Source organism: Pseudomonas sp. LBUM1661, from assembly GCF_059695925.1.
The window spans coordinates 4,154,432-4,178,650 of sequence record NZ_CP166794.1; the positions used below are offsets into that span (position 1 = coordinate 4,154,432).

The window sequence follows — 24,219 nt, forward strand, 5'->3', positions numbered from 1 at the left end:
GACTACACTGGCGCCAAAGGGCTGAGGCAACTATCCATGAACATCCTCGTAGTCGAAGACGAACCCAAGGCAGGTAACTACCTGCTCAATGGCCTACAGGAACTCGGATACAGCGTCAGCCTGGCGCGCGATGGCGTCGATGGTTTGCACCTGGCCCTGGAGCATGATTTCGATGTCATCGTGCTGGACGTCATGATGCCGAAAATGGACGGCTGGGAAGTCCTGCGCCGCTTGCGCAAGGAAGCCGACACGCCGGTACTGTTCCTCACGGCGCGCGATGACATCGCCGACCGCATCAAGGGTCTGGAACTGGGCGCCGACGATTACCTGATCAAGCCCTTTTCGTTCGCCGAACTGGTCGCGCGCCTGCGCACCCTGACCCGCCGGGGTCCCACCCGTGAAGAAGAACAACTGCACGTCGAGGACCTGCAGATCGACGTGCTCAAACGCCGCATCACCCGCGCCGGCGTGCGGATCACCCTGACCAACAAGGAATTCGCCCTGCTGCATCTGTTCGCCACCCATCAGGGCGAGGTGCTGTCGCGCTCGATGATCGCGTCACGGGTCTGGGACATGAATTTCGACAGTGACACCAACGTCGTCGATGTCGCGGTGCGCCGACTGCGACTGAAAATCGACGACCCGTTCCAGCTCAAGTTGATTCACAGCGTGCGCGGCATCGGCTACCGCTTCGATACGCAACCATGACCGCCCGCCTGCGCCATTCTTTAACGCTGCGCCTGGCCCTGGTCTTTGCCTTGCTGGCCTTTGTCTCGCTGACCCTGTTGGGCGTGGCGCTGTACCGGGATCTGGAGCGCGAGCTGATCCGCCGCGACGACGCCGCTTTGGTGAACCGCATCGATCAACTGCGCACGTTCCTCAACGACAGCAATACTCTGGACCTGATCAAAACCAAACCGGCGCTGTTCCAGAACATGCTTGGCAACCGCGAGGCCCTGTTGACCATCGGCGCCCCCGGCCAACAACCGCTGCTGGTGGTCAACCCCGGCAACCTCGACATGCCGTCGCTGGCGCCGGTGTCGATGGATCATCCGTTGAGCCTGGCCGACGTGCAGCATTACCCCAGCGTGGACGGGGTGCCGTTCGCGGCGCTGGCGGCAACCATCGATTCCGGCGACATGGGCAGCCTGCAAGTGGTCACCGGCCGCCTGATGACCGAGCGCACCGCGGTGCTCGCCAGCTATCGCCTTAATGTGTACTTGTTCGCCAGCGTCGCGGCGATTCTGCTGGCGTTGTCCGGTTATCTGCTGGTGCATCGTGGCCTGCTGCCCCTGCGGCGCCTGGCCAGCCATGCCCACGGCATCGGCGTCGGCAACCTCAGCGAACGCCTCGACAGCCAGGGCGCACCACGGGAACTGCTGCCGATGATCGAGGCGTTCAACGCGATGCTCGACCGGCTGGGCAAGGGCTTCGTGCAGTTGGGCCAGGTCTCGACCGACATGGCTCATGAACTGCGCACGCCGATCAACAACCTGCTCGGCGAAACCCAGGTTGCCCTCCAGCAAAACCGCAGCATCGAGGCCTATCAACAACTGCTCGCGTCCAATGTCGAAGAGCTCGAACGCCTGGCGCGGATGCTCGACAACATGCTGTTTCTGGCCCGTACCGACCCGGCCAGCGCGCTTAGCCAACGCCAGGAGCTGGATGCCGCCGACGAAATGCAACGGATGGCCGATTACTTCGAAGGGCCGGCAGCGGACGTCGGGATCAGCATCGATGCCCAAGGCAGCGGCGTGATCTGGGCCGAACCGATGCTGCTGCGCCGCGCCCTGGCCAACCTCTGCGCCAACGCCATCAAATACGGCGCGCCGAATTCAGAACTGGTCATTCGCGCCACGCCCTCGGCTGATGGCGTTCGCCTGACCGTGCGCAACCAGGGTCAGACGATCCCCGCCGAACACCTGCCGAGATTGTTCGAGCGTTTCTACCGCGTCGATGAATCCCGCGAACGCTCGGCCCATTCCAACGGCCTGGGGCTGTCGATCGTGGCGACGATCATGCAGCTGCATAACGGGGCTTACAGCGTCAGTAGCAGCGAGGGGATGACTTGTTTTGAGCTGTTCTTTCCGGCGCGGCGGTTGGATGAATGATGCCGGCCAAAGCAGAGCAACGGCGAGATCAACAGCGAACGCAACATCAAAAACCACCGCCACCCTAATGTAGAAGCCGAGCTTGCCCGCGAAGGTCTTGAATGCGCGGCGTTTGTCCTGTTGAAACGCGTCATCGTTAACGACCTTCGCGAGCAGGCTCGCTCCCACAATTGGACCCGGTTCATCCGTGAGAGATTGGTTGACTCGAAGGCCGCCTTCGCGGGCAAGCCTCGCTCCTTCAGAAAATCAAAAGCAGAGCGGCGTACGCTTTTGCTTTCCACCACTCAAGGCCGAGCGTTAGCTCGCCTGTCGCTTTTGATTTTGATTTTGATTTGAGCGCCCCATCGAGAGGCCGAGTGGAGGTTCTGCGCAGTGGGCAACCCGGCATGGATGCCGGGTTAGCCGCCGCCGGCCATGGATGGCCGATGGCGGCGGGCCCACGGAGTAGGACCGGAGCGAGGGCATGCCGAGCCACAGCGAGGCACCGAACAAAAGGGGCAAGAGCCCTTGGTTACTTGGGGCTTTTCCAAGTGACTCGCCGTAAGGGCGAAACCAATAACGGCCATCACCACAGAAACGGATATACACACCCTGCGTTCGCACAAACAAGCCTGAAACCCGGTAACGGGCTTCAGGCTTTTTGTCATTGATGCCAGAAGGCAGCTTCAGCTGTGGGTCACGGCGGCCTGCGAATGCCTGGATGACACCGGCTCCGGAGCGGGTTCGTCGTCCAGCTTGATAAACATCGCCAGTACCGGTCCCAGCAATACCACGGCGATCGACGCGCCGAACGCCACCGACCAGTTATTGCCGGTGATATCCAGCAACCAGCCAATCACCACCGGCGACACGGCACCCGCCAAAGCCATGCCGGTGAAGGTGCAAGCGCTGGAGGTTGCGGAATGCTCGTGGGACACCTCGGTGCCGATGACCCAGAGCGGCGAGTCCGCCAGTTCCGAGCAGAAGAACGAGAAGCTCAAACCACAGGCGCAGATGATCAGGTCGTGGGTGAACATCAGCGGAATCAAGCCAATGATCGAGGCCAGGAAGCCGAAGATGATCAAGTCGCGACGTGAACGCAGGCGGTTGCCGGTAACCTTGAAGCGCCAGTCCGAGAGCATGCCGCCGACCGCGGTGCCGACGGTCCCGCCGAGCAGTACGAAGGTTGAAAACATTGCGGTGTGGGTCAGGTCCATGCCGTAACGCTGGGTAAAGAACGACGGTATCCAGTTGAGGAAGAACCACAACACCCAACCATGACAAAAACAGGTGGCCGCCGCTGGCCAGACTTTACGCAGCATCTGCGGCCAGTTGACCGGTTTGGCCTTCACCGGTGGCACCGGCGCTGCGGCGGTGGCTTCGACCAGTTTCTTCGATTCGCTGAGGCTGAAGTACATGACGAACATGTAGATCAATGTCACCACGCCGAGGATGACGAAGGTCATCCGCCACGAGAACTGGATGATCATGAACGTCACGATCAACGGCGCCAATGCGTTGGCCAGGCGCCCTGACGCATGCATCATGCCCTGGGCCGTACCGCGCTGGGTAATGGGGATAGCCCGAGCAATCATGCGCGCCGCTGTCGGGTAGATAGGCGCTTCGCCGATCCCCACCACGAAACGTGCAATCACCAGCACCACCAAACCACTGACCAGGCCCGTGGCAATGGTCGCCACCGACCAGATGATGCCGTACAGCAGCATCGCCTTGCGTGAGCCGATGCGGTCACTGAACCAGCCGCCGGGAATCATGAAGCAGCTGTAGGCGATGGCGAAGGCGGAAAACATCATGCCCAGGTTGGTGTTGCTGAACCCCAGTTCCTTGCTGATCGTCGGCGCGGCGACGGCCAGGTTGGTACGGTCCACGTACATGATGAAAGCCATGACGCAAAGCAACACGAACGTGAGTGTCGCCCGGCGCTTTTGCGCAAGCGTAGTCGGAATCATTTTTTCCACCTTTTTTTATAGTTGTAGTGGGCAGGCGGTCATCCCGGACCGCCTGTCGTTGTGTTACTTGAAGAAGCCCTGCAGCACCTCGTAGGTCTCGTACGGGCATTCTTCCTGCAGGTAATGCCCCGAAGGTACGGTGGCGGTCTGCACGATATGGGTGGCGTAGCGGCTCCAGATTTCGGCGGCGTTATGGTTGCGGCCGACGCCGCCCTTGGCGCCCCAGAGAATCAGTGACGGGTTGTTGATCCGCCGGCCCGCGTCGAAGTCGGCGGTGTCCATGTCGAGGTCGATGCCGAAGGTCGCGCGATAGTCTTCGCACATGGCATGGGTGGTGGCCGGGTTCTTGATGCAGCGGATGTAATCGGCCAGCGCTTCGGGCCCGAAGAAACTGGTGCCCTGGTCGGTCTTCGACAGTTTGCGCCGGATGAAAAACTCCGGATCCGCGTCCATCATGTGCTCTGGCGTCGGGGCGTCCTGGGTCATGAAGAACCAGTGCCAGGAGAACTTGCCCCACTGGCGCGTGACGTTGTTGAGCAAATAATGCTGCGGCAGCATGTCGACGAAAGCGGCTTTGAGCACCGTGTCGCCATGGTCGAGGCACATGCGATGCAGGACCCGCGCACCCCGGTCATGGCCGGCGGCATAAAACTGATTGAAGCCCAACGACTGCATGACTTCGACCTGGTCCTGGGCCATGGCGCGGAATGAGTAATCCGAGTGATCGCCGCCGCCCTCAGGCTTGGAGCTGTCGCCGTAGCCGCGCAAGTCGGTGCAGACCACGGTGAAGTCCTTGGCCAGGCGCGGTGCGATCTTGTGCCAGGACAGGTGATTGAACGGGTTGCCGTGCATCAGCAGCAAGGGCGGGCCTTCGCCACCGACAACGGTGACAATCTCGGCACCACTGGTTTTGGTGATGGTTTTGGTGAAATTTTCGAACATAGCGTTAGCCTCGATAGGTGTGCCTGGGCCTGACCGTTCTGACTGTGTTGAAGGTGCAGCTTTGAAGGTGCAGCGCCCTGCTCTTTCAATTCCCCGCGCTTAGCGTTTGAGCTTGCGCGCAGCGGCGTTATCGGATGCCACGCGGAACGCAGCGGCCATGGCGCCGACGTCGGCGATGCCTTTGCCGACAATGTCGTACGCGACGCCATGGGCCGGGGTGGCATACACAGTCTTGAGGCCACCGGTGAGGGTGACGCCCGACGAGAAGCCCAGCAGCTTGGTCGCGATCTGGCCCTGGTCGTGGTACATGATCACCACCGCGTCGAAATCGCCGTTGCGCGCCTTGATAAACACCGTGTCCGAAGGGAACGGCCCTTCGCAGGCCAGGCCCTTGAGGCGCAGGGCTTCGAGGGTCGGGCGAATGATCGTGATCTCCTCGTCACCGAACAGACCGTTCTCGCCGCCATGGGGATTGAGTGCCGCGACGCCGATACGCGGGGCGTTGTTGCCCAATGCACGCAAGGTATCGTGAGCCAGTTGCAAGGCGCCTTCGATGCGATCCGGTTGCACCATGTCGACGGCCTTGCGCAGTGCCACATGGGAGGTCACGCGAAAGGTCGAAAACTGCGGAATGATGTTCACTTCGCCGAAGTAACCGACGTGCTCGGTCCAGGCCGCAAACATCTGGTGTTCGTCGTGGTAGTTCCAGCCGCCACGGTGCAGGCCAGCCTTGTTGAGAGGTGCGAAGCAGATACCGTCCAACTCGCCGGCCAGGGCCATGTCCGTCATGATCTTCAGGGTTTCGCCGGTCAGGCGACCCGACTCCGCGTTGACCACGCCGCGTTCATACAACGCCGGATCCACGTTGTGTAAATCGATCAAGGGCACGGCGGCCCGGGAATGGTCGGCCTCGCTGAGGCGCTCGATCTTCTGGAAAGGAATACGCAAACCTGCATCGCGCATGCCCAGCTCGAGCACACGCTCGTCCCCAATGATCACCACATCCGCCCGCTCACGTGCCTCGGGTGTCGACAACAGCTTGACGACTAACTCAGGGCCAATGCCGGTGACATCGCCCAGCATAAGTCCAATCAGGGGTTTCATCAGTTTTTCTCCTGTCCAATCAAGGCGTGTCTTTATTGTTATCGGTCGCGCCGGTCGAGCAGGCCTGAGGTGCGTGGGCCGACTCTTGGGTGTCACCGCTGTGGACATCCTAGGCCGACGGGGTGCGCCTTCAAGGTGTAAAACGTGGGGCGGGCATTCACATTCTGTGGTTTGAAAGCGCCAGGTTGCCGCCGAAGCGCTGAATTGAATCTGTTCTGACAGGCACAAAAAAGCCGAAGCCCCCGAAGGCTTCGGCTGTTTTTCAACGGTCACTGTGAAGGAAAATGGTAGGAGCGGTATTACCCTGCCAGGGCCTGTTTCAACGGCACTGGCGCCTGAGGCGTGCGCAACGTCCACAGCAGATAGACGCCCACCAGTCCGGCGGCGGACAGTGCCAACATCCCCGCTCGCGGATCGGTGAACCAGACTTCCATATTGGCCTTGAGCATCGGCGCGACGAAGCCACCGATATTGCCCATGGAACCAATCAACGCAATCCCGCCGGCCGCCGCGACCCCGCCGAGGTAGCTGGTCGGCAATGTCCAGAACAACGGTTGCACGGTGACGAAGCCGGCGGCGGCGAAGCAGAACGCCAACAGCACCGGCGCGAAACTGTTGAGCAACGCCGAGGCGGCAATCCCCAACGCGGCCATGCCCAGCATGCACATCGCCATCTTCAAGTGGGCCGCATGCCGGTCGGCATAACGCGTCACAAAGTACATGGCGACGGCGGCGCACAGCCAGGGCAACGAAATGAACATGCCCACTTCCAAGCCGACCTTGGTCCCCAGCAGTTCGGCAATTCGCGTCGGCAGGTAAAAGATCACCCCGTACACACTGACCTGAACGCTGAAGTAGATCAGGATGAACTTCAGCACGCGCTTGTTGCTAACCAGACCCAGCAGGCTCTTCGGTCCATGGGCGAGTTTGAGCTTGTCTTCCGCCTCGAGCTCCTGGCTCAGGGCCGCTTTTTCCTCACGGGTCAGCCAGTTGGCTTCCTGCGGCTTACTCTTGAGGTAGAACAGCGCAATGATGCCGACAACGACAGCGGCCAGGCCTTCCACCAGGAACATCCATTGCCAGTTGGTCAGGTCGAACATGCCATGCATTTCCAGCAACCAGCCGGACAACGGACTGCCGAGCATCAAGGCCAATGGCAGGCCGAAGTAGTAGATGCCGATGGCCTGACCGCGACGCTGCGCCGGAAACCAGTAGGTCAGGTACAGGATCACGCCCGGGGAGAAGCCCGCTTCGGCCACGCCGAGCAGAAAGCGCAGCACGTAAAAGGTGGTTTCATCGCGGGTGAACATCATGGCGGCAGACACCAGCCCCCACGTGATCATGATCCGGCTCAGCCAGACCCGTGCGCCGACCCGGTGCAACATGAGGTTGCTGGGCACTTCGAAGATCGCATAACCAATGAAGAAAATGCCGGCGCCGAGGGCGAACGCGGCATTGCTCAAACCGATGTCGGTTTGCAACGCCGCCTTGGCGAACCCGACGTTGGAGCGATCAATCATTGCCAGGGCGAACATCAAGGCAAGGAACGGCAACAGCTTCCAGCGACACTTGGCGATGGCGCTCTCGATAGCGGCGGCGTGATCCGTTCTTGTTTTATTTTTACTCATCATTCGTGTGCCTTGTTATTAGAGGTGCAGCAACCACTGTGTTTTAGCTGGCCGGAATCTCCGGCCGGTCAATCAGCGGATAGATTTACCGGCCACCAGACCGCGAGCGGCCAGGTTGCCCATCAATGCCCGCAGGCCAAACGTCCAGGGTGTCGCTTCATTGCTGTAGGTGACGCGGTTGTGCAGAGCGCCCAGCAGCGGGCTGCCGATGCTGACGCTGTCGCCTTGTTTGTGGGTGAAGCCGCTGCCCGGCTCTTCACGATCCTGCGTCGGGGCGAACAGCGTGCCGAGGAACAGCATGAAACCGTCCGGGTACTGGTGATCGCTGCCCACGGTCTGGGCCACCAACTCCAGCGGATCGCGGCTGATCTTCTCCATCGAACTGCTGCCACGCAGGACGAAACCGTCATCGCCTTCGACGTCCAGGTCGACCACGCAGCGGCGCACATCATCCAGGGAAAAGCTTTCGTCGAACAGGCGAATGAACGGGCCGATCGAGCACGAGGCGTTGTTGTCCTTGGCCTTGCTCAGCAGCAAGGCGCTACGGCCTTCGAAATCGCGCAAATTCACGTCATTACCCAGGGTTGCGCCGTGAATCTGACCACGGCTGCTCACCGCCAGGACGATTTCCGGCTCGGGGTTGTTCCATTTCGACTTCGGATGAATACCCACTTCATTTCCACTGCCGACGGACGCGAGGACCGGGGCCTTGGTGAAAATCTCGGCATCAGGGCCGATGCCCACTTCCAGGTACTGCGACCACAAACCCTGCTCAATCAACACAGCCTTGAGCCGCGCCGCTTCGGTCGAACCGGGTTTGATCGCGCTCAGGTTGTCGCCGATCGCCGACTTGACCAGGCTGCGCACGCTCTCGGCCTTGACCGCATCGCCACCCGCCTGCTCTTCAATCACGCGCTCGATCATGCTCGAGGCGAAGGTCACGCCAGCGGCCTTGATCACTTGCAGGTCAACCGGTGGCAGCAGGTACGCTTTGGCGGGATCGGAGTCCGGTCCGGTGTTGGCCAACAGGGCTTCAGTGGTGCAGATGTAGCGACCGCGAGCGTTGCGAACCTCCTCCAGCGGCAATGCACTTTCCAGCAGATCGCTCAACGTCGCGAAGTCTTCGGACAGATCAAACACGCCATCGGCGCGCAGCACCACCGGCGATGGGCCTGCGGTTTTCCCCGGCACCCAGGCACGCCCGATCAGGGTCCCTTGCAAGCCATCGTTCGGGAGGGTGTTTTCACAGGTCAATTTCAGAGTGGGCATAAGGAGATCCAAATCAATTCAGTGACGTTCGGGCAAAAACTAGTGGACTTGATTGATAAATCCCAATGACATATTTTCAGCATTTGATATCGTTTCGTTATCAACCAGATTGAGCGCCTCATGGAAAACGACGAGATTTCATTCGCCAGTGTCAGCAAGTGGCTCAAGATCAAGCACCTGATGCTGGTCGATACGCTGGCCCGAACCCGCAACATGCACACCACCGCCGAGCTGATGAACCTGACCCAACCCGCCATCAGCAAGATGTTGCGCGACATTGAGTTGTTGTTCGGATTCCCCTTGTTCGAACGGCAAACCCGCAACATGGCCCTCACCGAACTGGGCGAGTTTGTCGTCCGCTATGCGCGGGTGACGCTGGACGACACGCAGTCCTTCGTTGATCAGCTGAACAAGCTGCGCAAGGGTGGCCATGGTCATTTGAAGGTCGGCGCGATCTTCGCCGCGACCTCGGTGGTGCTGCCCGAAGCCATCACCCGGATCAAGCTGGACCGGCCGATGTTGTCCATCGAAGTGATCGAGCAGACCAGCAATCAACTGCTGGAAATGCTTGAGCATAAAAAGCTCGATCTGATTATTGCCCGCTTCACCGATGAGCGTTATCAGCAACCGTTCGAATTTCGTGCGCTGGGGCCCGAGCCGTATTGTTTGGTGGTCAACAGCCGCCATCCCCTCGCGCAGTTCGACGAGGTGGCGATCGAACAACTCAGCGATTGGCCGTGGGTCATGTACCCGTTCAATGCGCCCATCCGTCGGCGGATGGAAAGCGCCTTCAACGAATTCAACATGCGCACGCCCACCAACACCGTTGAAACCATCTCGATGCCAACCTTCCTGCAACTCCTGCAGTCGGGACCGATGCTCGCGTTTCTGCCCGAATCCATGGTCCAGTCGCAGGTCCAGATTGGCTTGCTCAAAGTGCTCAACACGCCGTTCAAGGTCGAGCCTCAGGACTACGGCATCATCACGCGCAAGGACGAACCCCTGAGCGAAGCGGCCCGTGAATTTGCCGATATCCTGCTGGCGTTCGCCAGGCTGCGGCGCGAAGCGCTTTGACAACCATTTCAAGTGAGTTAATGGCTAATCAATGAGGAAAGGTTATCGATCAATCCAAAGGTCTCATTAGGCATCAGCGTCCGGGGGCTCTTATAGTGGGGCCACAAAGGTATGGCGCGGCCCGTGTGCCAGCGACCTCCCACGCTTGTCAGCCAGAGAGTTTCCGATGGAATTGATCATGAAAACCGGCGCAGCCGCCGTCCTGCGCCTCAATCCTCTGGACGATGTGTTGATCGCCCGCAGACCGTTGTTGTCGGGTGAAGTCCTCGAGCAGGAAGGCGTGACCGTACGCCAGCCCGTCCCCGCCGGCCACAAGATCGCCTCGCGCCGTGTTGAAGCGGGCCAGCCCTTGCGTCGTTACGGGCAGATCATCGGGTTTGCCACCGAGGTGATCGAGGCCGGTGATCACGTGCATGTGCACAACCTGACCATGGGCGATTTCGCCCGCGACTACGCCTTCAGCCACGATGTGAAACCTGAGCAGCCGTTGAACGACGAACCGGTGTTCATGGGCATCGTGCGCCAGGATGGTCGTGTGGCGACGCGCAATTACATCGGCATCCTGACCTCTGTGAATTGCTCGGCCACCGTGGCCCGTGCCATCGCTGACCACTTTCGCCGCGACATCAACCCGGCCGCGCTACTGGCGTACCCCGAAGTCGATGGCGTGGTCGCCCTCACCCACTCCGCCGGTTGCGCCGTGGACCCCGCCGGCGAAGGCCTGGGTTTGCTGCGTCGCACATTGGCCGGCTACGCCACCCATGCCAACTTCGCCGCCGTGCTGGTGATCGGACTGGGCTGCGAAACCAACCAGATCGAAGGGCTGCTCAGCAGCCAGGGCCTGAGCCGCAGCAATACCCTGCGCACCTTCAGCATTCAGGACAGCGGCGGCACGTCGAAAGCGGTCGCCAGCGGCATCGCCCAGGTCAAGTCGTTGCTTGAGGAGGCGAACCAGGTCAAACGCGTACCGGTGAGTGCCAAGCATCTGGTGATTGGCCTGCAATGCGGCGGTTCGGACGGTTATTCCGGGATCACCGCCAACCCGGCGCTGGGGAATGCCGTGGACCGCCTGGTCGCCTGCGGTGGTACCGCAATCCTTTCGGAAACGCCGGAAATCTATGGTGCCGAACACCTGTTGACCCGCCGCGCCGTCAACCGCGCCGTGGGCGAAAAACTCGTCGCACGGATTCACTGGTGGGAAGCGTATTGCGAACGCATGGGCGCCGAACTGAACAACAACCCGTCGGCCGGTAACAAGGTCGGTGGCTTGACCACCATCCTCGAAAAGTCGCTGGGCGCGGTTGCCAAGGCAGGTTCCAGCAACCTGGTCGATGTGTATGAGTATGCGCAGCAGGTCAGCGCGAAAGGCCTGGTGTTCATGGACACGCCCGGCTACGACCCGGTGTCGGCCACGGGCCAGGTGGCCGGTGGCGCCAACCTGATCGCCTTCACCACCGGACGCGGCTCTGCCTACGGATGCGCGCCCTCCCCGTCGATCAAATTGGCGACCAACACCGCGTTGTGGAATCGCCAACGCGAGGACATGGACATCAACTGCGGCGAGATCGCCGAAGACACCCTGACCATTGAAGAATGCGGTGAAGCCATTTTCAACCTCATGCTGCGCATCGCTTCGGGCGAACGCAGCATGAGCGAACAGCACGGGTACGGCCAGAACGAATTCGTGCCCTGGCAGATCGGCGCTGTCACCTGAATCGACGGTCTCTCCTCACCTCCCCCGACATCCCCGTACAGGGGATGCGAACCTCTCTTTCTGGAGCCAGAAATGTCTACGATTACCGGCCACAACTACATCGGCGGCCAGCGCAGCGCTGCCGGCACTGTCATCGTCAAAAGCGTCGATGCCAGCACGGGCGATCAACTGCCTTACAGCTTCCATCAGGCCACCCTTGAAGAGGTCGACCGTGCGGCCAAGGCTGCCGCCGGCGCCTATCCAGCCTACCGCAGCCTGAGCGCCGCCAAACGTGCCGATTTCCTCGACGCCATCGCCGATGAACTGGATGCGCTCGGTGATGATTTTGTGGCGCTGGTCTGCCGCGAAACCGCATTGCCCGCTGCACGGATTCAAGGCGAGCGTAGCCGCACCAGCGGCCAGATGCGCCTGTTCGCCAAGGTGCTGCGTCGCGGTGATTTCTATGGGGCGCGGATTGATCAGGCACTGCCGGAACGCAAACCGCTGCCGCGTCCTGATCTGCGCCAGTACCGCATTGGTCTCGGACCGGTTGCGGTGTTTGGCGCGAGCAACTTTCCCCTGGCGTTCTCGACGGCTGGCGGCGACACCGCTTCGGCATTGGCGGCGGGCTGCCCGGTGGTGTTCAAGGCCCACAGCGGCCACATGGCCACGGCTGAACACGTAGCCGATGCAATCATCCGCGCCGCCGAAAAAACCGGCATGCCCGCCGGTGTCTTCAACATGATCTACGGTGGCGGGGTTGGCGAAGCGCTGGTCAAGCATCCGTCGATTCAGGCAGTGGGTTTCACCGGTTCGCTCAAGGGCGGTCGCGCGTTGTGCGACATGGCGGCGGCGCGTCCGCAACCAATCCCGGTGTTCGCCGAGATGTCGAGCATCAACCCGGTGATCGTCTTGCCGCAGGCGCTCGAAGCTCGGGCAGAAAGCGTGGCTCGTGACCTGACGGCTTCGGTGGTTCAGGGCTGCGGTCAGTTCTGCACCAACCCGGGTCTGGTCATCGGCATTCGTTCACCGCAGTTCAGCGCGTTCGTGCAACAGGTGGCGGGCTTTATCGGTGATCAACCGGCGCAAACCATGCTCAATGCCGGGACGTTGAGCAGCTATGGCAAAGGCTTGCAAAAGCTCCTGGCGCATCCTGGCATCGAGCATTTGGCTGGCGCAGCGCAACAAGGCAATCAGGCTCAGCCGCAACTGTTCAAGGCGGATGTCAGCCTGCTGATCAAGGGCGATGAAGTGCTGCAAGAAGAAGTGTTTGGCCCGACCACGGTGTTTGTCGAAGTGGCGGATCAGGCGCAACTCAGTGCCGCGTTGAACGGCCTGCACGGGCAGCTGACGGCGACGATCATTGGCGAGTCGGCGGACTTTGCGCAGTTCGCTGAGCTGACGGCGTTGCTGGAACAGAAGGTTGGGCGGATCTTGCTCAATGGGTACCCGACCGGCGTGGAAGTCTGCGATTCGATGGTTCACGGCGGGCCGTACCCGGCGACATCCGATGCGCGCGGTACGTCGGTGGGCACCCTGGCGATTGATCGCTTCCTGCGGCCGGTGTGTTTCCAGAACTATCCGGACAACCTGCTGCCGGAGCCGTTGAAAAACGCCAATCCACTGAACATCCAACGCCTGGTGGACGGCCAACCGTCCCGCGACGCGCTCTAAAAGCTGACCACGGTCCCTGTGGGAGCGGGCTTGCCCGCTCCTACAAGGGTCAGGCTTTGATTTCTGCGGCCAGCATATTCACCAACGCCGCTGCCGGCATTTCGCGGGCCAGTGGCGCGCCCTGCCCGGCCCACTGCACGGCGAACTCGGTGTTGGCTTTGGCGTTTGCTGCAGCGTTGAGTGCTTTGTTGGCGTCGTAGGTCAGCGGGTAGTCTGGCAGCGCCGTGCTGCCCGCCTCCAGGCTGGTGAAGTTGCGGTTGACCATGCCCCGAGCCGCCCGGCCGGAGATCACGCGGGTGACCTTGGTCTGGTGTGCACGCGGCCCCTTCAACGCCTCGCGATAGGCGCTGTTGGCGGAGGATTCAGGGCAGAGGATAAACGCGGTTCCCAACTGCGCCGCACTGGCCCCCAGCTGCATGACCGCCTTGATGCCCGCGCCATCCATGAGGCCGCCCGCCGCGATCACCGGCAGTGTGCACGCGCTGACCAGCACACGCACCAGCGCAAACGTGCCCATCTCTGTGTCCTGTTGCGGATCGAACACCCCGCGATGGCCCCCGGCTTCGTAACCTTGCGCCACCAGCGCATGCACACTGGCGTGTTCGGCCAACTGCGCTTCGGCGAGGTTCGTCACCGAACAGAGCAGGATGATGCCGGCGGCCTTGAGTGCATCGATTGCCGGTTGCGGCGGCAAGCCAAAATGGAAGCTGACCACCGCTGGCCGTTCTTCCAGCAGCATCTGCAGCATGTCCGGGTCTTCGACGAACGAGGTGTAGATCTCACGCAACGAAGCAGGCGCAGCGGCACCGAACTCGGCAAAAAAAGGCGTCAGAAAATCCAGCCATTGCGCCTCGCGATCACGGTCATGAACGGCAGGCGGGTGGCAGAACACATTCACATTGAAGGGTTTGTCTGTCAGCGCCGCCGTCTCTCGCAACATGGCCCGCGCCTGCTCGACGTTGCTCGCGCCAATGCCAATGGCCCCCAGCCCGCCGGCATTGGAGACCGCTGCCGCGAGTTTGGGCGTGGAAACACCGACCATGGGCGATTGAAGGATAGGGAATTCGATGTTCAAAAGAGACAGCAACGCATTGGACATGACAGCACCTGAATGTGATGAGTGTGAGTAAACGCTATTGCACTTGATCCCTTGGCGTTCTCGGCGGACAGGAAGCTTCTTCAAGCCGCTTTTGCAGCCACTTCGCCCGTTCCGACAAGCGCCGCTTCCAGTCCTCGGCCAGGCCTTCGGTTACCGCCAGCGCGAGCACATCGTCGATCACCGGCCGGTGCGACAACTGCACCTGCCAGAACTGGTCGATGGAGAAGCGTTCGGTGTGCCGGTCCAGCCGCTCAATCGTGTCCCCCGCGGCAATAAAACCTGGCTGCAGGACACGGTAATACCAGCCGGTGATTCGCTCCTTCGCGACATGCATCGACAGGCTTTCGGCATCAAAGCGATGATTGATTTTCCAGCACGGGCTGCGCGGCTGAGAAACCTGCAACACCGCGCTGCCAACCTGAAATACATCACCGATATGCACATTCAGCTCAGTGAATTCGAACGCTGAAATGTTCTCGCCCAGGCTGCCTGGAATCAGCTCGTCAGCGCATTGCGCAAAGGCCTGCGCCAGGCGCTGATAGTTCTCTGCCGCATAGTGATGAACAGCCTTTTCCGGACCGCCGTGAACCCGGGTATCGCCATGCTGGTCACCGACAATCCCACTGACGTCAACGCGAGCGGGACCCGAAATTCTGCGTTTGAAGATGCCCGTACGTTGTCCTTCGGGTTTCAAGACACCCAATCCACCGGCAAAGACATGGTCAATTTTTGCAATCAGTGTCATCGTCCCACTTCGCTCATCAACCTGTTTTGTTGACTTTACTAAGCGTCCACCAACCCCGTAAAATGATGGCTCGTGATGCGATTCATCACTTTTTATGATAGGTGGCAATGATCATGGAAATGCGCCAACTGAAGATTTTCTGCGCGGTTGCCGAACTTGGCAGCTTCACGGCAGCCGCCATTAATGTGAACACGGTGCAGTCCAACGTCACCATGCGGGTGAAGGAGCTTGAAGCCGAGCTGAATCGCGAGTTGTTCATCCGCAAGAAATCCGGGGTCGTGCTGACCTCGGCAGGCGAGACCTTCCTCGGGTATGCGCGGCGCATCCTGCAGCTGACAGACGAGAGTCGCAGTGCCTTGATGGACACCGGCGTTCCGGCAGGCCTGCTGCGACTGGGATCGATGGAAACCACGGCCGCCATTCGCTTGCCGCAAGTCCTGACGAAGTACCGCGAGAAATACCCCGAGGTTCAGTTGTCGTTGCTGACCGGAACCACCGCCGAGCTGATCAAGGCGATTGAAGCGCATCGACTCGACGGCGCCTTCGTCGGTGGCTTCCACCAGAACTCGGCGTTGACCCAGGAAGAAGTGTTCCAGGAAGAACTGGTGCTTTGCAGCAGCAACCATTTCGATTCACTCGCCGCGCTCATCGAGAAAATCCCCCAGCAAACCGTGCTGGTCTTCCGCACAGGCTGCTTCTACCGCTCGACACTCGAAAACTGGTTCTATCAGGTCGGGCTGGTGCCCAACCAGATCATGGAACTGGGAACCCTCGACGGCATCTTGTCGTGCGTCGCCGCCGGCATGGGCGTGACCTTGCTGCCCAAGGCCATCGCCGAGAATTGCAGCGTGCGGCATGCCATTCGGTGCCACACGCTGCCGGCCGAATTCGCTCACGTCTCGACCGTCTTCATCCGCAGAAACGACTCGATGATCACCTCGGCCATGAGCGCGTTCATCGGCTTGGCACAAGAACAGATTGCCCGGCCGGCGAGTCTGCCGATCTGATTCCGGTAACGGCTGCATCGCCACGAGAAACGGCTCGGTGAATCACACCGAGCCGTTTTTTCATCTCACGATCAATGGCGCCGCTTACTGCCAGCCAAGCGACCTTCTCTCCTCAAGCATGAACCTGCCCCGCGCGGCGCGCTCGACGCTGACCTGCCCGCCGGCGCTCATCGACAATCCACGCACCAGTTCCGCCACGCGCTCTGCCGCAGGAACCACACTGTGGATCTTGCCAACCCCCTGTCCCGCGTACAGCGACAGCTTCTTGGCCATCCGTGGTTTATCGATCGCCCGCGCGCCGCCACCGATGAAGCGCAGCAGGTTCCACTTGTCACGGTTGGGGATCACCCGGTGCGGCGTGCCGTAGGTCCAGCCGAACGAGTAACCCGTGCGGTATTCGGTGTCATCCGTGGTCGCCTCGACGATTTTTTGCTTGTACAGCGGATGCGCATTCGACTCGTCGGTGGCAATAAACGCCGTGCCTACCACCACCCCAGATGCGCCGAGTGACATCAATGCCCGGACATCGTCGCCGTGAGTGATACCGCCAGCCGCCAGCACCGGTCTTCCCTGCGCAACAGCCAGGATCGACGTCAACAACGGCATGATGCCAATCGTGCCTCGGTTCAAATGACCGCCACTTTCACTGCCTTGTGCCACGACAATGTCAGCGCCTTGGGCGATGGCGATGCTGGCCAGTTCCACCGACCCCGCTTGCACCATGACCGTCAGCCCTGCGTCTTTCGCCCGGGGAATCATGTCGGCGGAATAAGCCTCGGCATAAAACAGTGACAGCAGCCGGGGTTTTTCCTTGAGGACGACCTGGAATTGCGCTTCAAAGACATCCGGCCCGCCGAACTGCGGCACCAGGTTCACACCAAACGGCTTGTCGGTCTGTGCGCGGGTTTCCTCTATCCATCGGCGCAAGGTCAGCGGCGGCAGGCGCAGGCCGCCAATCACGCCCATGCCCCCGGCGTTGGCGACTGCCGCCACCAGCTGGGGGCCGGAAATGGCCGCCATGCCACCGAGAAAGATCGGGTATTTCACCCCGCACAGTTGCGTGATGGCATTGCCCGCAAAATCTGATTTGGCTTCGTTCATGCTCACAGCTCCACGTGTTTGCCAAGCATCCGCTTGAGCGTGTTGTTCTTCAGGAGAAAGTGATTCTTGACCGCACCGAAGACATGCAACGCCAGCCCGGCGAGGAATGCCGATGCGCCGATATCGAAGAGCACATCGACCACGTGCTTGAGTCCTGCATGGATGGGCAAGAGCGCCGGAATGTAAAACCCTCCAGGCAAGCCCACTACCTCTCCGGCAGCCGACCGCGAAGCCCAGACCGCGACCGGCAGCAGCACCATCGCCAACGCGAGCGCCACCGCAACGGAACGACTGATGATCACTTCAATCGGATTGGGGGTGCCCACCGGCAGCGGATGGTAAGAGGTGATCCTGGCCCAGAACCGATAGACCGATACCAGGAACAGCATCAGCCCCATGAGGTTTTGCAGGTGTAGGTAAGGCATCCGCACGACATCGCTGGACGCCTGGCCGATCACCAGTTGCAGGCCGAAGATCGCGAGCAGCGACAACGCCACGACCCAGTGCAGCACGACGGTGATGGGTGAAAATCTTAAGCCATTGTCTCGAAGTTGCATGGCTGACTCCTTTTGCAGAGCGCGCAAAACGGGATAGGAAGTGACTGACAGTGGCCTGCCTTAATGACTGACAGCCTGTGAGGCGCCAAGGCCGGTCTGGGCGCGGATGAGCTGGTCATCGAAACGCTCGCGCTCAAGCACTGCCCCGGCGCTGCGATCGGTGACCGAGCCGAGCCAGGTGAAGAAGAACGCCACGTTCATCGAAATGATTGCCGGGTAGTCAAAAGGGAAAATCGCCTCGGGATTTCCCAGCACTTTGACCCACACCGCCGGCGAGAGAACGACCAGGCTGACCGAGCTCACCAGCCCGGCGATACCGCCGATCAACGCGCCTCGCGTGGTCAGCCCTTTCCAGTACATCGAAAGCACGAGTATCGGAAAGTTGACCGAGGCCGCCACGCCAAACGTCAGCGCCACCAGGAACGCGATGTTCTGGTCCTTGAACAAAATACCCAGGACCACCGCAACAATGCCGATGCCGACCGAAGCGATCCGCGAAACACGGCGCTCTTCTTTTGCATTGGCGCGGTTTTTCCGCAAGACCATGACGTAGAGGTCATGTGAGATCGCCGAAGTCCCGGCCATGGTGAGCCCGGACACCACGGCCAGGATCGTGGCAAACGCGACGGCGGAGATGAAGCCCAGCAGCAGGTCACCGCCGACGGCTTTGGCCAGGTGCATCACCGGCATGTTGCTGCCGCCGATGAGCTTTCCACCGACAACGCCGGACTCATAGAAGGCCGGGTCTTGACCGACAATCACGATCGCCGCCAACCCAAGGATCGCTACGATCAGGTAGAAAAAGCCGATGAAGCCCGTGGCGACGAACACCGATTTACGCGCCTGTTTGGCGTCCGGCACGGTAAAAAAGCGCATGAGGATATGCGGCAATCCTGCCGTGCCGAAGACCAGGCCAAGTGACAGCGAGATCAGTGCCAGCGGGTCGGCCACCAACTTGCTCGGCAAAAGGATTCGCTCGCCATCGTGATGTGCGGCCACCGCTTGCGTGAACAACTGCTCGAAGGAAAACCCGAACTTGCTCAGCGCCAGAATCGCCAGCAGCGTTCCGCCCAACAGCAGCAAACCGGCCTTGATGATCTGCACCCACGTGGTAGCGACCATCCCGCCAAAGGTGACGTAGACCGCCATCAATAGCCCGACCGCGATCACCGCATAATTGTAGGGAAGTCCGAACAGCAGTTGAATCAGCTGCCCCGCGCCCACCATCTGCACCACCAGATAAAAGCAGACCACAGTCAACGAGCCGAAGGCTGTCATCGTTCGAATGCGATTTTGATCGAGTCGAAACGAGGCAATGTCCGAAATGGTGATACGCCCAAGATTGCGGATGCGCTCGGCAAACAGGAACAGCAGCAGCGGCCAGGCGACGAAGAAGCTGATCGAATAGAGCAAGCCATCGAAGCCGTTGAAGAAGAACATGCTGGTGACCCCCAGCAGCGCAGCCGCCGACATGTAGTCCCCGGCCAACGCCAAACCGTTCTGGAAGCCGGTAATGCCGCCGCCGGCCGTGTAGAAATCGTCCATCGATTTGGTCTTTGAGGCGGCCCAATAGGTGATGCCCAACGTTGTCAGGACGAAGACCAGGAACATTGCAATGGCGGTGAGGTTAAGCGGCTGCTTTTCCACCGCCTGCAAGACCTCGGCCGCCGAGGCGCACGTCGTTACTGCGCCCGACACAGCAGGAACAATGAGGTATCGAAGGAGCGGTTTCATACGATGACCCCCGCGCGGATTTCGGCGGTGAGGTCATCGAACTCACCATTGGCACGAAGGATGTACAGGCCGGTAAACAACCAGGCGCCGACAATGAAGGCGACGCCCAGCGGCCAACCTATGTTGATGATGCTGGTCGCCGACAGCTTCTGAGCCAGGAGCTGGGGCGCGAAGGCGGCAACGAGGATGAACGTGAAGTACGGGACAAGGGTGGCGGCGGTAAGGCCAGCGACGAATCTTCGCTGCCGTGAGACCAACTCCCGATACCGGGGGTGATTGCGAATTCTGGCTGATTCGGATGCATGATTCACGTTGACTCCGTGTTGCAGTGGACGCGTTATTGTTGTTCCACAGCCTCAAATTCGAAGACTCGATTTGCCACTGGCTGCGGTGTCTGTGCACCCTCAACCTATGCCTGGCCTATGATCATGTAAAACGATCATTAATGATGTTTGTGATCTCTTTTGATGAAACCATCCACGCTTTACTTGTCTTTGCCCTCCATGAAAACTAATCTCTTAAAAGCTACTTTTTGTCATCAGTTATTGGTTTCTGAGATAGGTGAACGCGATGGATGTAACGGATCTCAAGGTGGTCGACGCGGTGGCGCGGCATGGCAGCATGAACAAGGCGGCCAGCGAGTTGAATACCGTGCAGTCGAACGTTTCCGCGAGGATTCGCTCGCTGGAAGACGAGCTGGGGGTGGCGCTGTTTCAGCGCAGCGCCCGAGGTGTGCAGGTCACAGCGGCCGGGCGCCGGATTCTGCCGTTCGCCGCGCGTCTTTCCAGGCTGCTGTCCGATGCCTCTTGCGCCGCGCGGGACGACGGGCATCCAAAAGGTGTGTTTGAAATCGGTACGCTGGAGACGACGCTGGCGCTGCGTTTGCCACGGCTGATCGCGAAGTTTGCCAAGGCCTACCCGGACGTTCGCCCGGTGATTCGCACCGGCACCACCTGCAGCCTGATCCAGGGCGTCATCGACAGTAAGCTTGAGGGCGCGTTTGTCGTCGGCCCGGTCAATCATCCGGAATTGCAGAGTGAGCAAGCCTTTCGCGAAGAGCTGGTGCTGGTCACGTCTTGCGCCATACACAGCCTCGACGCAGTCGCGTCGGTCGACACGCTGAAAACGGTGGTCTTTCGCATCGGTTGCTCCTACCGCCAGCGTCTGGATTCGCTGCTGGCCAACCTGGGCATCGTCGCGCCCGAGCCCCTGGAATTTGGCTCGATCGAAGCGATCATTGCCTGCGTTTCCGCTGGCGTCGGGGTCACGCTGTTGCCCAGAGGTGTGGTGGCGAGCGCATTGCGCGAAGGGCTGGTCAACGTGCATGAACTGGCGCCTGAAATCGCCGACGTCGAGACGGTGTTTGTCAGGCGCATCGATGGCTACTTTTCCAGCGCGTTATCAACCTTTCTCGACAGCGTTCGTCTGGACGGTGACGCCCAGGTAGCGATTCCTCACCCAGCCGTTCATGCCGGCGCATAGCACCAACAAAACTGCTGTCACCAGGAACACGTGATGCAAGCCCAGATGAGCACCGATCTGGCCACCGATCAGTGGCCCGATGACCTGTCCGGAGAACTGTGCCGATTGCAGGTAGCCGAGAATTTTGCCGGTGTTGTGATCCTCGACCGAATGCCGGATCAGCTTGGCAATCGATGGCAGAAGCCCCGCAATGGTCATGCCCATGAGCCCGCGCAACACCGCCAGTTGCCACCATTGCGTGACGAACGCCTGGGGCACCATGACGACAGCGGTCAGCAGCAGACACCCGACAATAACGTTCCAGCTGCCAACCCGGTCTGCCAACGCACCCAGTTTGGCGGCGGTCAAAATACTGCCCAACGCTGAACAGGCCATGACAATGCCGGCGATACGCGCCTGACTGTCAGACGCGACACCGAGGTCGCCGATGTAGACGGTGATGATCGGCTCGATCGACATATTGGCTAACAGCACCATCATCGCGGTCATCAGCAGCGCGCCGATGATGGGCCAGTTGGAGTCAGCACTTTCAGGCCGGGTCTTCCGGTCGCGTTGCTTGGCATCCGCGACACGATCGAAGTCCTCGCGAATGAACAGGATTGTGGTCAGCGCGGCGACCGCAATCATCCCGCCCCCCACGAAAAACGTGCCTCGAATGCCGACTAACTCAGGCAGGAATCCACCCACCAGCGGCCCGATCAGGTTGCCGGACAAGGCGCCCGTGGACAAAACGCCGAGTGCCCACCCGGCCCTTTCGCGCGGCACCTGGGAGCCAATCATGACGATGGAAGCGGAGGCGTAGCCACCGATGAGGCCGGCGATCAGGCGCAGTGCGACCAGGTCGGTCACGTCCCGGGCCAGCCCGATCAATGACATCACCACGGCCATGCCGATGGCCGCCCTGACCAACATCGGTTTACGACCATAACGGTCGGCCAGGCGCCCCCAGAGCGGCGCTGTAATCGCCGTACCAAAAAAAGTCGCGCCGAATGCCACGGCCGACCATTGCACCACGTCCGCCTGGGCAGTCACGCCCAGTTGTTGGACGTACAGCGGTAGAAACGGCAACAACATGCTCAGGCTGACGAGCGTGGTGAAGGAACCGAAGACACAGACGGCCAGGTTTCGGCGCCAATACATCAGGTTACGATCGGAATAATTCACGGTGTCAGCGGCTCCGGTGGTGGTTTACTCGAGGGAGTTTTGGATTGGGGGCATATCCGTTTTTTTGGTTGTGGCGGGTATTGGTTTCGCCCTTACGGCGAGTCACTTTGAAAAGCGCAAAGTAACCAAACGCTTTTGCCCCGCCATTCGGTGCCTCGCTTAGGCTCGGCATGCCCTCACTCCGGCATTGCTCCGGGGGCCCGCCGCCATCGGCCATCCATGGCCGGGGGCGGCTAACCCGGCATCCATGCCGGGTTGCCCCCTGCGCAACGCCTGCGTTCGGCCTCTGGGAAAGGGGCGGCAGATCTGAAGCCAAAACAAAGCAAAGCAACGGCAACGGCAACGGCAAGATCAACAGCATCGCGATCAGGCTCGCCCGCACATGATCGTTCCCACGCTCCGCGTGGGATTGCCGCCGGGGACGCTCCGCGTCGCGCTGTCGACGCATGACCTGACTCCTGCGCACGCGGAGCGTGGGAACGATCACTCGCCGTAAGGGCGAAACCAATACCCGCCACAACCAAAAAAACGGATATGCCCCCAATCAAGCCCCTGCCCTGCTCCCGCCCGCATCACGACAATGGGTGGCGTTTTTTCGCGACCGCCACCACATCAATCACAAACGCAATCACCATCGCCGACGTGCCAATCATGAAGAGCAAGGCGTAGTTCCCATCGCTGTAAGAAAACAGGAACGACAACCCATAAGCGGCCACCGCCTGAAACAACGCAAAACCCACCGTGGCTGTTTGCCAGGCCGAACTCTGCTGCGCGGGATGATGGGCGAGAATCTCATGCACCCGCCCCAGCACCAGCGGCACGGTACCCGTGACAAACGCCCCGACGATGACGCTGGATATCATCAGCCAGACGGTCCCGAGCCCGAGGGCGGGCACTGCGACACTGAAGGCTTCGACGAGGAACGACAGCCGCAAGGCGCGACCAAATCCAATCCGGTCAGCCACGACACCCACAAGCAGTGGGCCAACGGTCGCACCGAGGCCGAAAAGCACCCAATACTGCGCCCCCACTTGAAGGCCTTCGCCCCGGCCCCGCGCGACGAAATCCACGAGAAAAATCATGTGCGGCACCCAACCGGCGGCGTTGAGCGCGTACTCGACATACAGCGCTTTGAGTGTGCCGTTGGGCGCAGCGCGCCGGGTGTGCGTGGCGTTGGCCACCGGTGCATCCCCTCGCGGCCATCCCCGCCAGGCAATCGCGGTCAGCACCAGGGAAATCACCCCAAGACCCACCCAGGTTTCGCCGAGGCCCTGTTGCAGCAAGAGCGGCACCAGCGTTCCAGAGGCGGCAATGCCCACCCCCACGCCCATGAAAATAATCCCGGCGACCAACCCGCGCCGGGACGGCGGAACATGAGCCAAAACAGTCGGGGCAGCCAACACCATCAGCGCCCCACCCGAGGTTCCCGACAGGAAGCGCCAGGCGAAGAACCACGCGAACGAAACAGGCCAGGCACGAGCGAAAAACGCGAGACTGGCCAGCAGCATCATGGCCCTGAGCATGAACACGGTTGAAGTTTTCGCCGCCATCGAGCGACCGAAAATGGCGCCGGCCAGGTACCCGGCCAGGTTGGCGGCGCCGAGGTAGGCCGCCTTGGAAGGGTCAAACCAGTGGGCGCCGATAATCGCCGGCAGCAGCGGCGTATAAGCAAACCGGGCCAGGCCGATGCCGACCAGGCTTGCAGCAAATCCGGCCACCGTTGCCCACCCGGCGCTGGTTGGCCGCACTGTCGGCTGCGCACCGGCGATTGTTTGATTCACCCTGGTCATCATCTGCCCTTCTGTTCTTCAGACAGGGCAGACATTACGCGCGCGCCTATATCTTAAGAAGCGCATTAATACGATCGGGGTTATCTTTAATTGAGA

The 24,219-nt window shown here is 60.7% G+C and carries 20 protein-coding genes; 7 read left to right on the forward strand and 13 right to left on the reverse strand.

Going from position 1 to position 24,219, the window contains the following annotated elements; all coding sequences use genetic code 11:
* The first annotated feature begins 36 nt into the window (after positions 1-36).
* A complete protein-coding gene (locus tag ACA057_RS19035) occupies positions 37-708 on the forward strand; it encodes a heavy metal response regulator transcription factor (RefSeq protein WP_401364312.1) in 672 nt (223 codons plus the stop codon).
* On the forward strand, positions 705-2,111 hold the full coding sequence (locus ACA057_RS19040) for a heavy metal sensor histidine kinase (protein WP_497341321.1): 1,407 nt from the start codon (positions 705-707) through the stop codon (positions 2,109-2,111). The genes ACA057_RS19035 and ACA057_RS19040 overlap by 4 nt, the downstream gene beginning before the upstream one ends.
* A gap of 665 nt (positions 2,112-2,776) precedes the next feature.
* Here ACA057_RS19040 and ACA057_RS19045 read toward each other — a convergent pair.
* The 5 genes from ACA057_RS19045 to ACA057_RS19065 all read right to left on the reverse strand — a co-directional run bounded on the left by ACA057_RS19045 (position 2,777) and on the right by ACA057_RS19065 (position 9,003).
* Positions 2,777-4,060 carry an MFS transporter gene (locus ACA057_RS19045; RefSeq protein ID WP_497341323.1) on the reverse strand — a complete coding sequence of 428 codons (1,284 nt, stop codon included), beginning with the start codon at positions 4,058-4,060 and terminating at the stop codon, positions 2,777-2,779.
* Between the two features lie 63 nt (positions 4,061-4,123).
* Positions 4,124-5,002: an alpha/beta fold hydrolase gene (locus tag ACA057_RS19050; protein ID WP_497341325.1), complete on the reverse strand. Its 879-nt coding sequence runs from the start codon at positions 5,000-5,002 to the stop codon at positions 4,124-4,126.
* A gap of 99 nt (positions 5,003-5,101) precedes the next feature.
* Complete coding sequence (locus ACA057_RS19055) at positions 5,102-6,106, reverse strand: PdxA family dehydrogenase (RefSeq protein ID WP_497341327.1); 1,005 nt, start codon at positions 6,104-6,106, stop codon at positions 5,102-5,104.
* Positions 6,107-6,405: 299 nt separating this feature from the next.
* Positions 6,406-7,734, reverse strand: a complete 1,329-nt coding sequence (locus tag ACA057_RS19060) for an MFS transporter (RefSeq protein ID WP_497341329.1) — start codon at positions 7,732-7,734, stop codon at positions 6,406-6,408.
* A gap of 72 nt (positions 7,735-7,806) precedes the next feature.
* Positions 7,807-9,003 carry a fumarylacetoacetate hydrolase family protein gene (locus ACA057_RS19065; RefSeq protein ID WP_497341331.1) on the reverse strand — a complete coding sequence of 399 codons (1,197 nt, stop codon included), beginning with the start codon at positions 9,001-9,003 and terminating at the stop codon, positions 7,807-7,809.
* Positions 9,004-9,123: 120 nt separating this feature from the next.
* Here ACA057_RS19065 and ACA057_RS19070 point away from each other — a divergent pair, with 120 nt between their 5' ends.
* The 3 genes from ACA057_RS19070 to ACA057_RS19080 all read left to right on the forward strand — a co-directional run bounded on the left by ACA057_RS19070 (position 9,124) and on the right by ACA057_RS19080 (position 13,444).
* On the forward strand, positions 9,124-10,077 hold the full coding sequence (locus tag ACA057_RS19070; protein ID WP_497341333.1) for a LysR family transcriptional regulator: 954 nt from the start codon (positions 9,124-9,126) through the stop codon (positions 10,075-10,077).
* Positions 10,078-10,243: 166 nt separating this feature from the next.
* Positions 10,244-11,791 (forward strand): UxaA family hydrolase, encoded by a 1,548-nt coding sequence (locus ACA057_RS19075; protein WP_497341335.1) that lies wholly within the window; start codon positions 10,244-10,246, stop codon positions 11,789-11,791.
* Between the two features lie 72 nt (positions 11,792-11,863).
* Entirely contained in the window at positions 11,864-13,444 is a 1,581-nt protein-coding gene (locus ACA057_RS19080) for an aldehyde dehydrogenase (NADP(+)) (protein ID WP_497341337.1), read from the forward strand.
* A gap of 49 nt (positions 13,445-13,493) precedes the next feature.
* Here ACA057_RS19080 and ACA057_RS19085 read toward each other — a convergent pair whose 3' ends face one another.
* Together ACA057_RS19085 and ACA057_RS19090 are read right to left on the reverse strand one after the other, a co-directional pair.
* Positions 13,494-14,543 (reverse strand): NAD(P)H-dependent flavin oxidoreductase, encoded by a 1,050-nt coding sequence (locus ACA057_RS19085; RefSeq protein WP_497341339.1) that lies wholly within the window; start codon positions 14,541-14,543, stop codon positions 13,494-13,496.
* A 34-nt stretch (positions 14,544-14,577) separates the two neighbouring features.
* Entirely contained in the window at positions 14,578-15,396 is an 819-nt protein-coding gene (locus ACA057_RS19090) for an MOSC domain-containing protein (protein ID WP_497341341.1), read from the reverse strand.
* Between the two features lie 5 nt (positions 15,397-15,401).
* Here ACA057_RS19090 and ACA057_RS19095 point away from each other — a divergent pair, with 5 nt between their 5' ends.
* Positions 15,402-16,295, forward strand: coding sequence for a LysR family transcriptional regulator (locus tag ACA057_RS19095; RefSeq protein ID WP_497341343.1), 894 nt, complete (start codon positions 15,402-15,404; stop codon positions 16,293-16,295).
* An 84-nt stretch (positions 16,296-16,379) separates the two neighbouring features.
* On the opposite strand, the gene ACA057_RS19100 is transcribed toward ACA057_RS19095, so the two are convergent.
* From ACA057_RS19100 to ACA057_RS19115, 4 genes are read right to left on the reverse strand one after another with little or no spacing between them, the layout of a single operon-like run.
* A complete protein-coding gene (locus ACA057_RS19100) occupies positions 16,380-17,396 on the reverse strand; it encodes an NAD(P)H-dependent flavin oxidoreductase (protein WP_497341345.1) in 1,017 nt (338 codons plus the stop codon).
* A gap of 2 nt (positions 17,397-17,398) precedes the next feature.
* Positions 17,399-17,953: a cytochrome b gene (locus ACA057_RS19105; protein WP_497341347.1), complete on the reverse strand. Its 555-nt coding sequence runs from the start codon at positions 17,951-17,953 to the stop codon at positions 17,399-17,401.
* A gap of 60 nt (positions 17,954-18,013) precedes the next feature.
* Positions 18,014-19,687 (reverse strand): cation/acetate symporter ActP, encoded by a 1,674-nt coding sequence (gene actP, locus ACA057_RS19110; RefSeq protein ID WP_497341349.1) that lies wholly within the window; start codon positions 19,685-19,687, stop codon positions 18,014-18,016.
* A complete protein-coding gene (locus ACA057_RS19115) occupies positions 19,684-19,998 on the reverse strand; it encodes a DUF485 domain-containing protein (protein ID WP_497341351.1) in 315 nt (104 codons plus the stop codon). The genes actP and ACA057_RS19115 overlap by 4 nt, the downstream gene beginning before the upstream one ends.
* A 259-nt stretch (positions 19,999-20,257) precedes the next feature.
* Between ACA057_RS19115 and ACA057_RS19120 the strand changes: the two genes are divergently transcribed.
* Positions 20,258-21,169: a LysR substrate-binding domain-containing protein gene (locus tag ACA057_RS19120; protein ID WP_497341353.1), complete on the forward strand. Its 912-nt coding sequence runs from the start codon at positions 20,258-20,260 to the stop codon at positions 21,167-21,169.
* Here the strand turns inward: ACA057_RS19120 and ACA057_RS19125 are convergent.
* Positions 21,089-22,333: an MFS transporter gene (locus ACA057_RS19125; protein WP_497341355.1), complete on the reverse strand. Its 1,245-nt coding sequence runs from the start codon at positions 22,331-22,333 to the stop codon at positions 21,089-21,091. The two genes, ACA057_RS19120 and ACA057_RS19125, sit on opposite strands and share 81 nt — an antisense overlap.
* 572 nt (positions 22,334-22,905) lie before the next feature.
* Positions 22,906-24,123, reverse strand: coding sequence for a YbfB/YjiJ family MFS transporter (locus ACA057_RS19130; RefSeq protein ID WP_497341357.1), 1,218 nt, complete (start codon positions 24,121-24,123; stop codon positions 22,906-22,908).
* Positions 24,124-24,219 lie beyond the last annotated feature (96 nt).

What these genes read in the sequence shown, in the direction of transcription:
- ACA057_RS19035 (WP_401364312.1), top strand. Translation starts at nt 37, where the DNA reads ATGAACATCCTCGTAGTCGAAGACGAACCCAAGGCAGGTAACTACCTG.
- ACA057_RS19040 (WP_497341321.1), top strand. Translation starts at nt 705, where the DNA reads ATGACCGCCCGCCTGCGCCATTCTTTAACGCTGCGCCTGGCCCTGGTC.
- ACA057_RS19045 (WP_497341323.1), bottom strand. Translation starts at nt 4,060, where the DNA reads ATGATTCCGACTACGCTTGCGCAAAAGCGCCGGGCGACACTCACGTTC.
- ACA057_RS19050 (WP_497341325.1), bottom strand. Translation starts at nt 5,002, where the DNA reads ATGTTCGAAAATTTCACCAAAACCATCACCAAAACCAGTGGTGCCGAG.
- ACA057_RS19055 (WP_497341327.1), bottom strand. Translation starts at nt 6,106, where the DNA reads ATGAAACCCCTGATTGGACTTATGCTGGGCGATGTCACCGGCATTGGC.
- ACA057_RS19060 (WP_497341329.1), bottom strand. Translation starts at nt 7,734, where the DNA reads ATGAGTAAAAATAAAACAAGAACGGATCACGCCGCCGCTATCGAGAGC.
- ACA057_RS19065 (WP_497341331.1), bottom strand. Translation starts at nt 9,003, where the DNA reads ATGCCCACTCTGAAATTGACCTGTGAAAACACCCTCCCGAACGATGGC.
- ACA057_RS19070 (WP_497341333.1), top strand. Translation starts at nt 9,124, where the DNA reads ATGGAAAACGACGAGATTTCATTCGCCAGTGTCAGCAAGTGGCTCAAG.
- ACA057_RS19075 (WP_497341335.1), top strand. Translation starts at nt 10,244, where the DNA reads ATGGAATTGATCATGAAAACCGGCGCAGCCGCCGTCCTGCGCCTCAAT.
- ACA057_RS19080 (WP_497341337.1), top strand. Translation starts at nt 11,864, where the DNA reads ATGTCTACGATTACCGGCCACAACTACATCGGCGGCCAGCGCAGCGCT.
- ACA057_RS19085 (WP_497341339.1), bottom strand. Translation starts at nt 14,543, where the DNA reads ATGTCCAATGCGTTGCTGTCTCTTTTGAACATCGAATTCCCTATCCTT.
- ACA057_RS19095 (WP_497341343.1), top strand. Translation starts at nt 15,402, where the DNA reads ATGGAAATGCGCCAACTGAAGATTTTCTGCGCGGTTGCCGAACTTGGC.
- ACA057_RS19100 (WP_497341345.1), bottom strand. Translation starts at nt 17,396, where the DNA reads ATGAACGAAGCCAAATCAGATTTTGCGGGCAATGCCATCACGCAACTG.
- ACA057_RS19105 (WP_497341347.1), bottom strand. Translation starts at nt 17,953, where the DNA reads ATGCAACTTCGAGACAATGGCTTAAGATTTTCACCCATCACCGTCGTG.
- actP (WP_497341349.1), bottom strand. Translation starts at nt 19,687, where the DNA reads ATGAAACCGCTCCTTCGATACCTCATTGTTCCTGCTGTGTCGGGCGCA.
- ACA057_RS19120 (WP_497341353.1), top strand. Translation starts at nt 20,258, where the DNA reads ATGGATGTAACGGATCTCAAGGTGGTCGACGCGGTGGCGCGGCATGGC.
- ACA057_RS19130 (WP_497341357.1), bottom strand. Translation starts at nt 24,123, where the DNA reads ATGACCAGGGTGAATCAAACAATCGCCGGTGCGCAGCCGACAGTGCGG.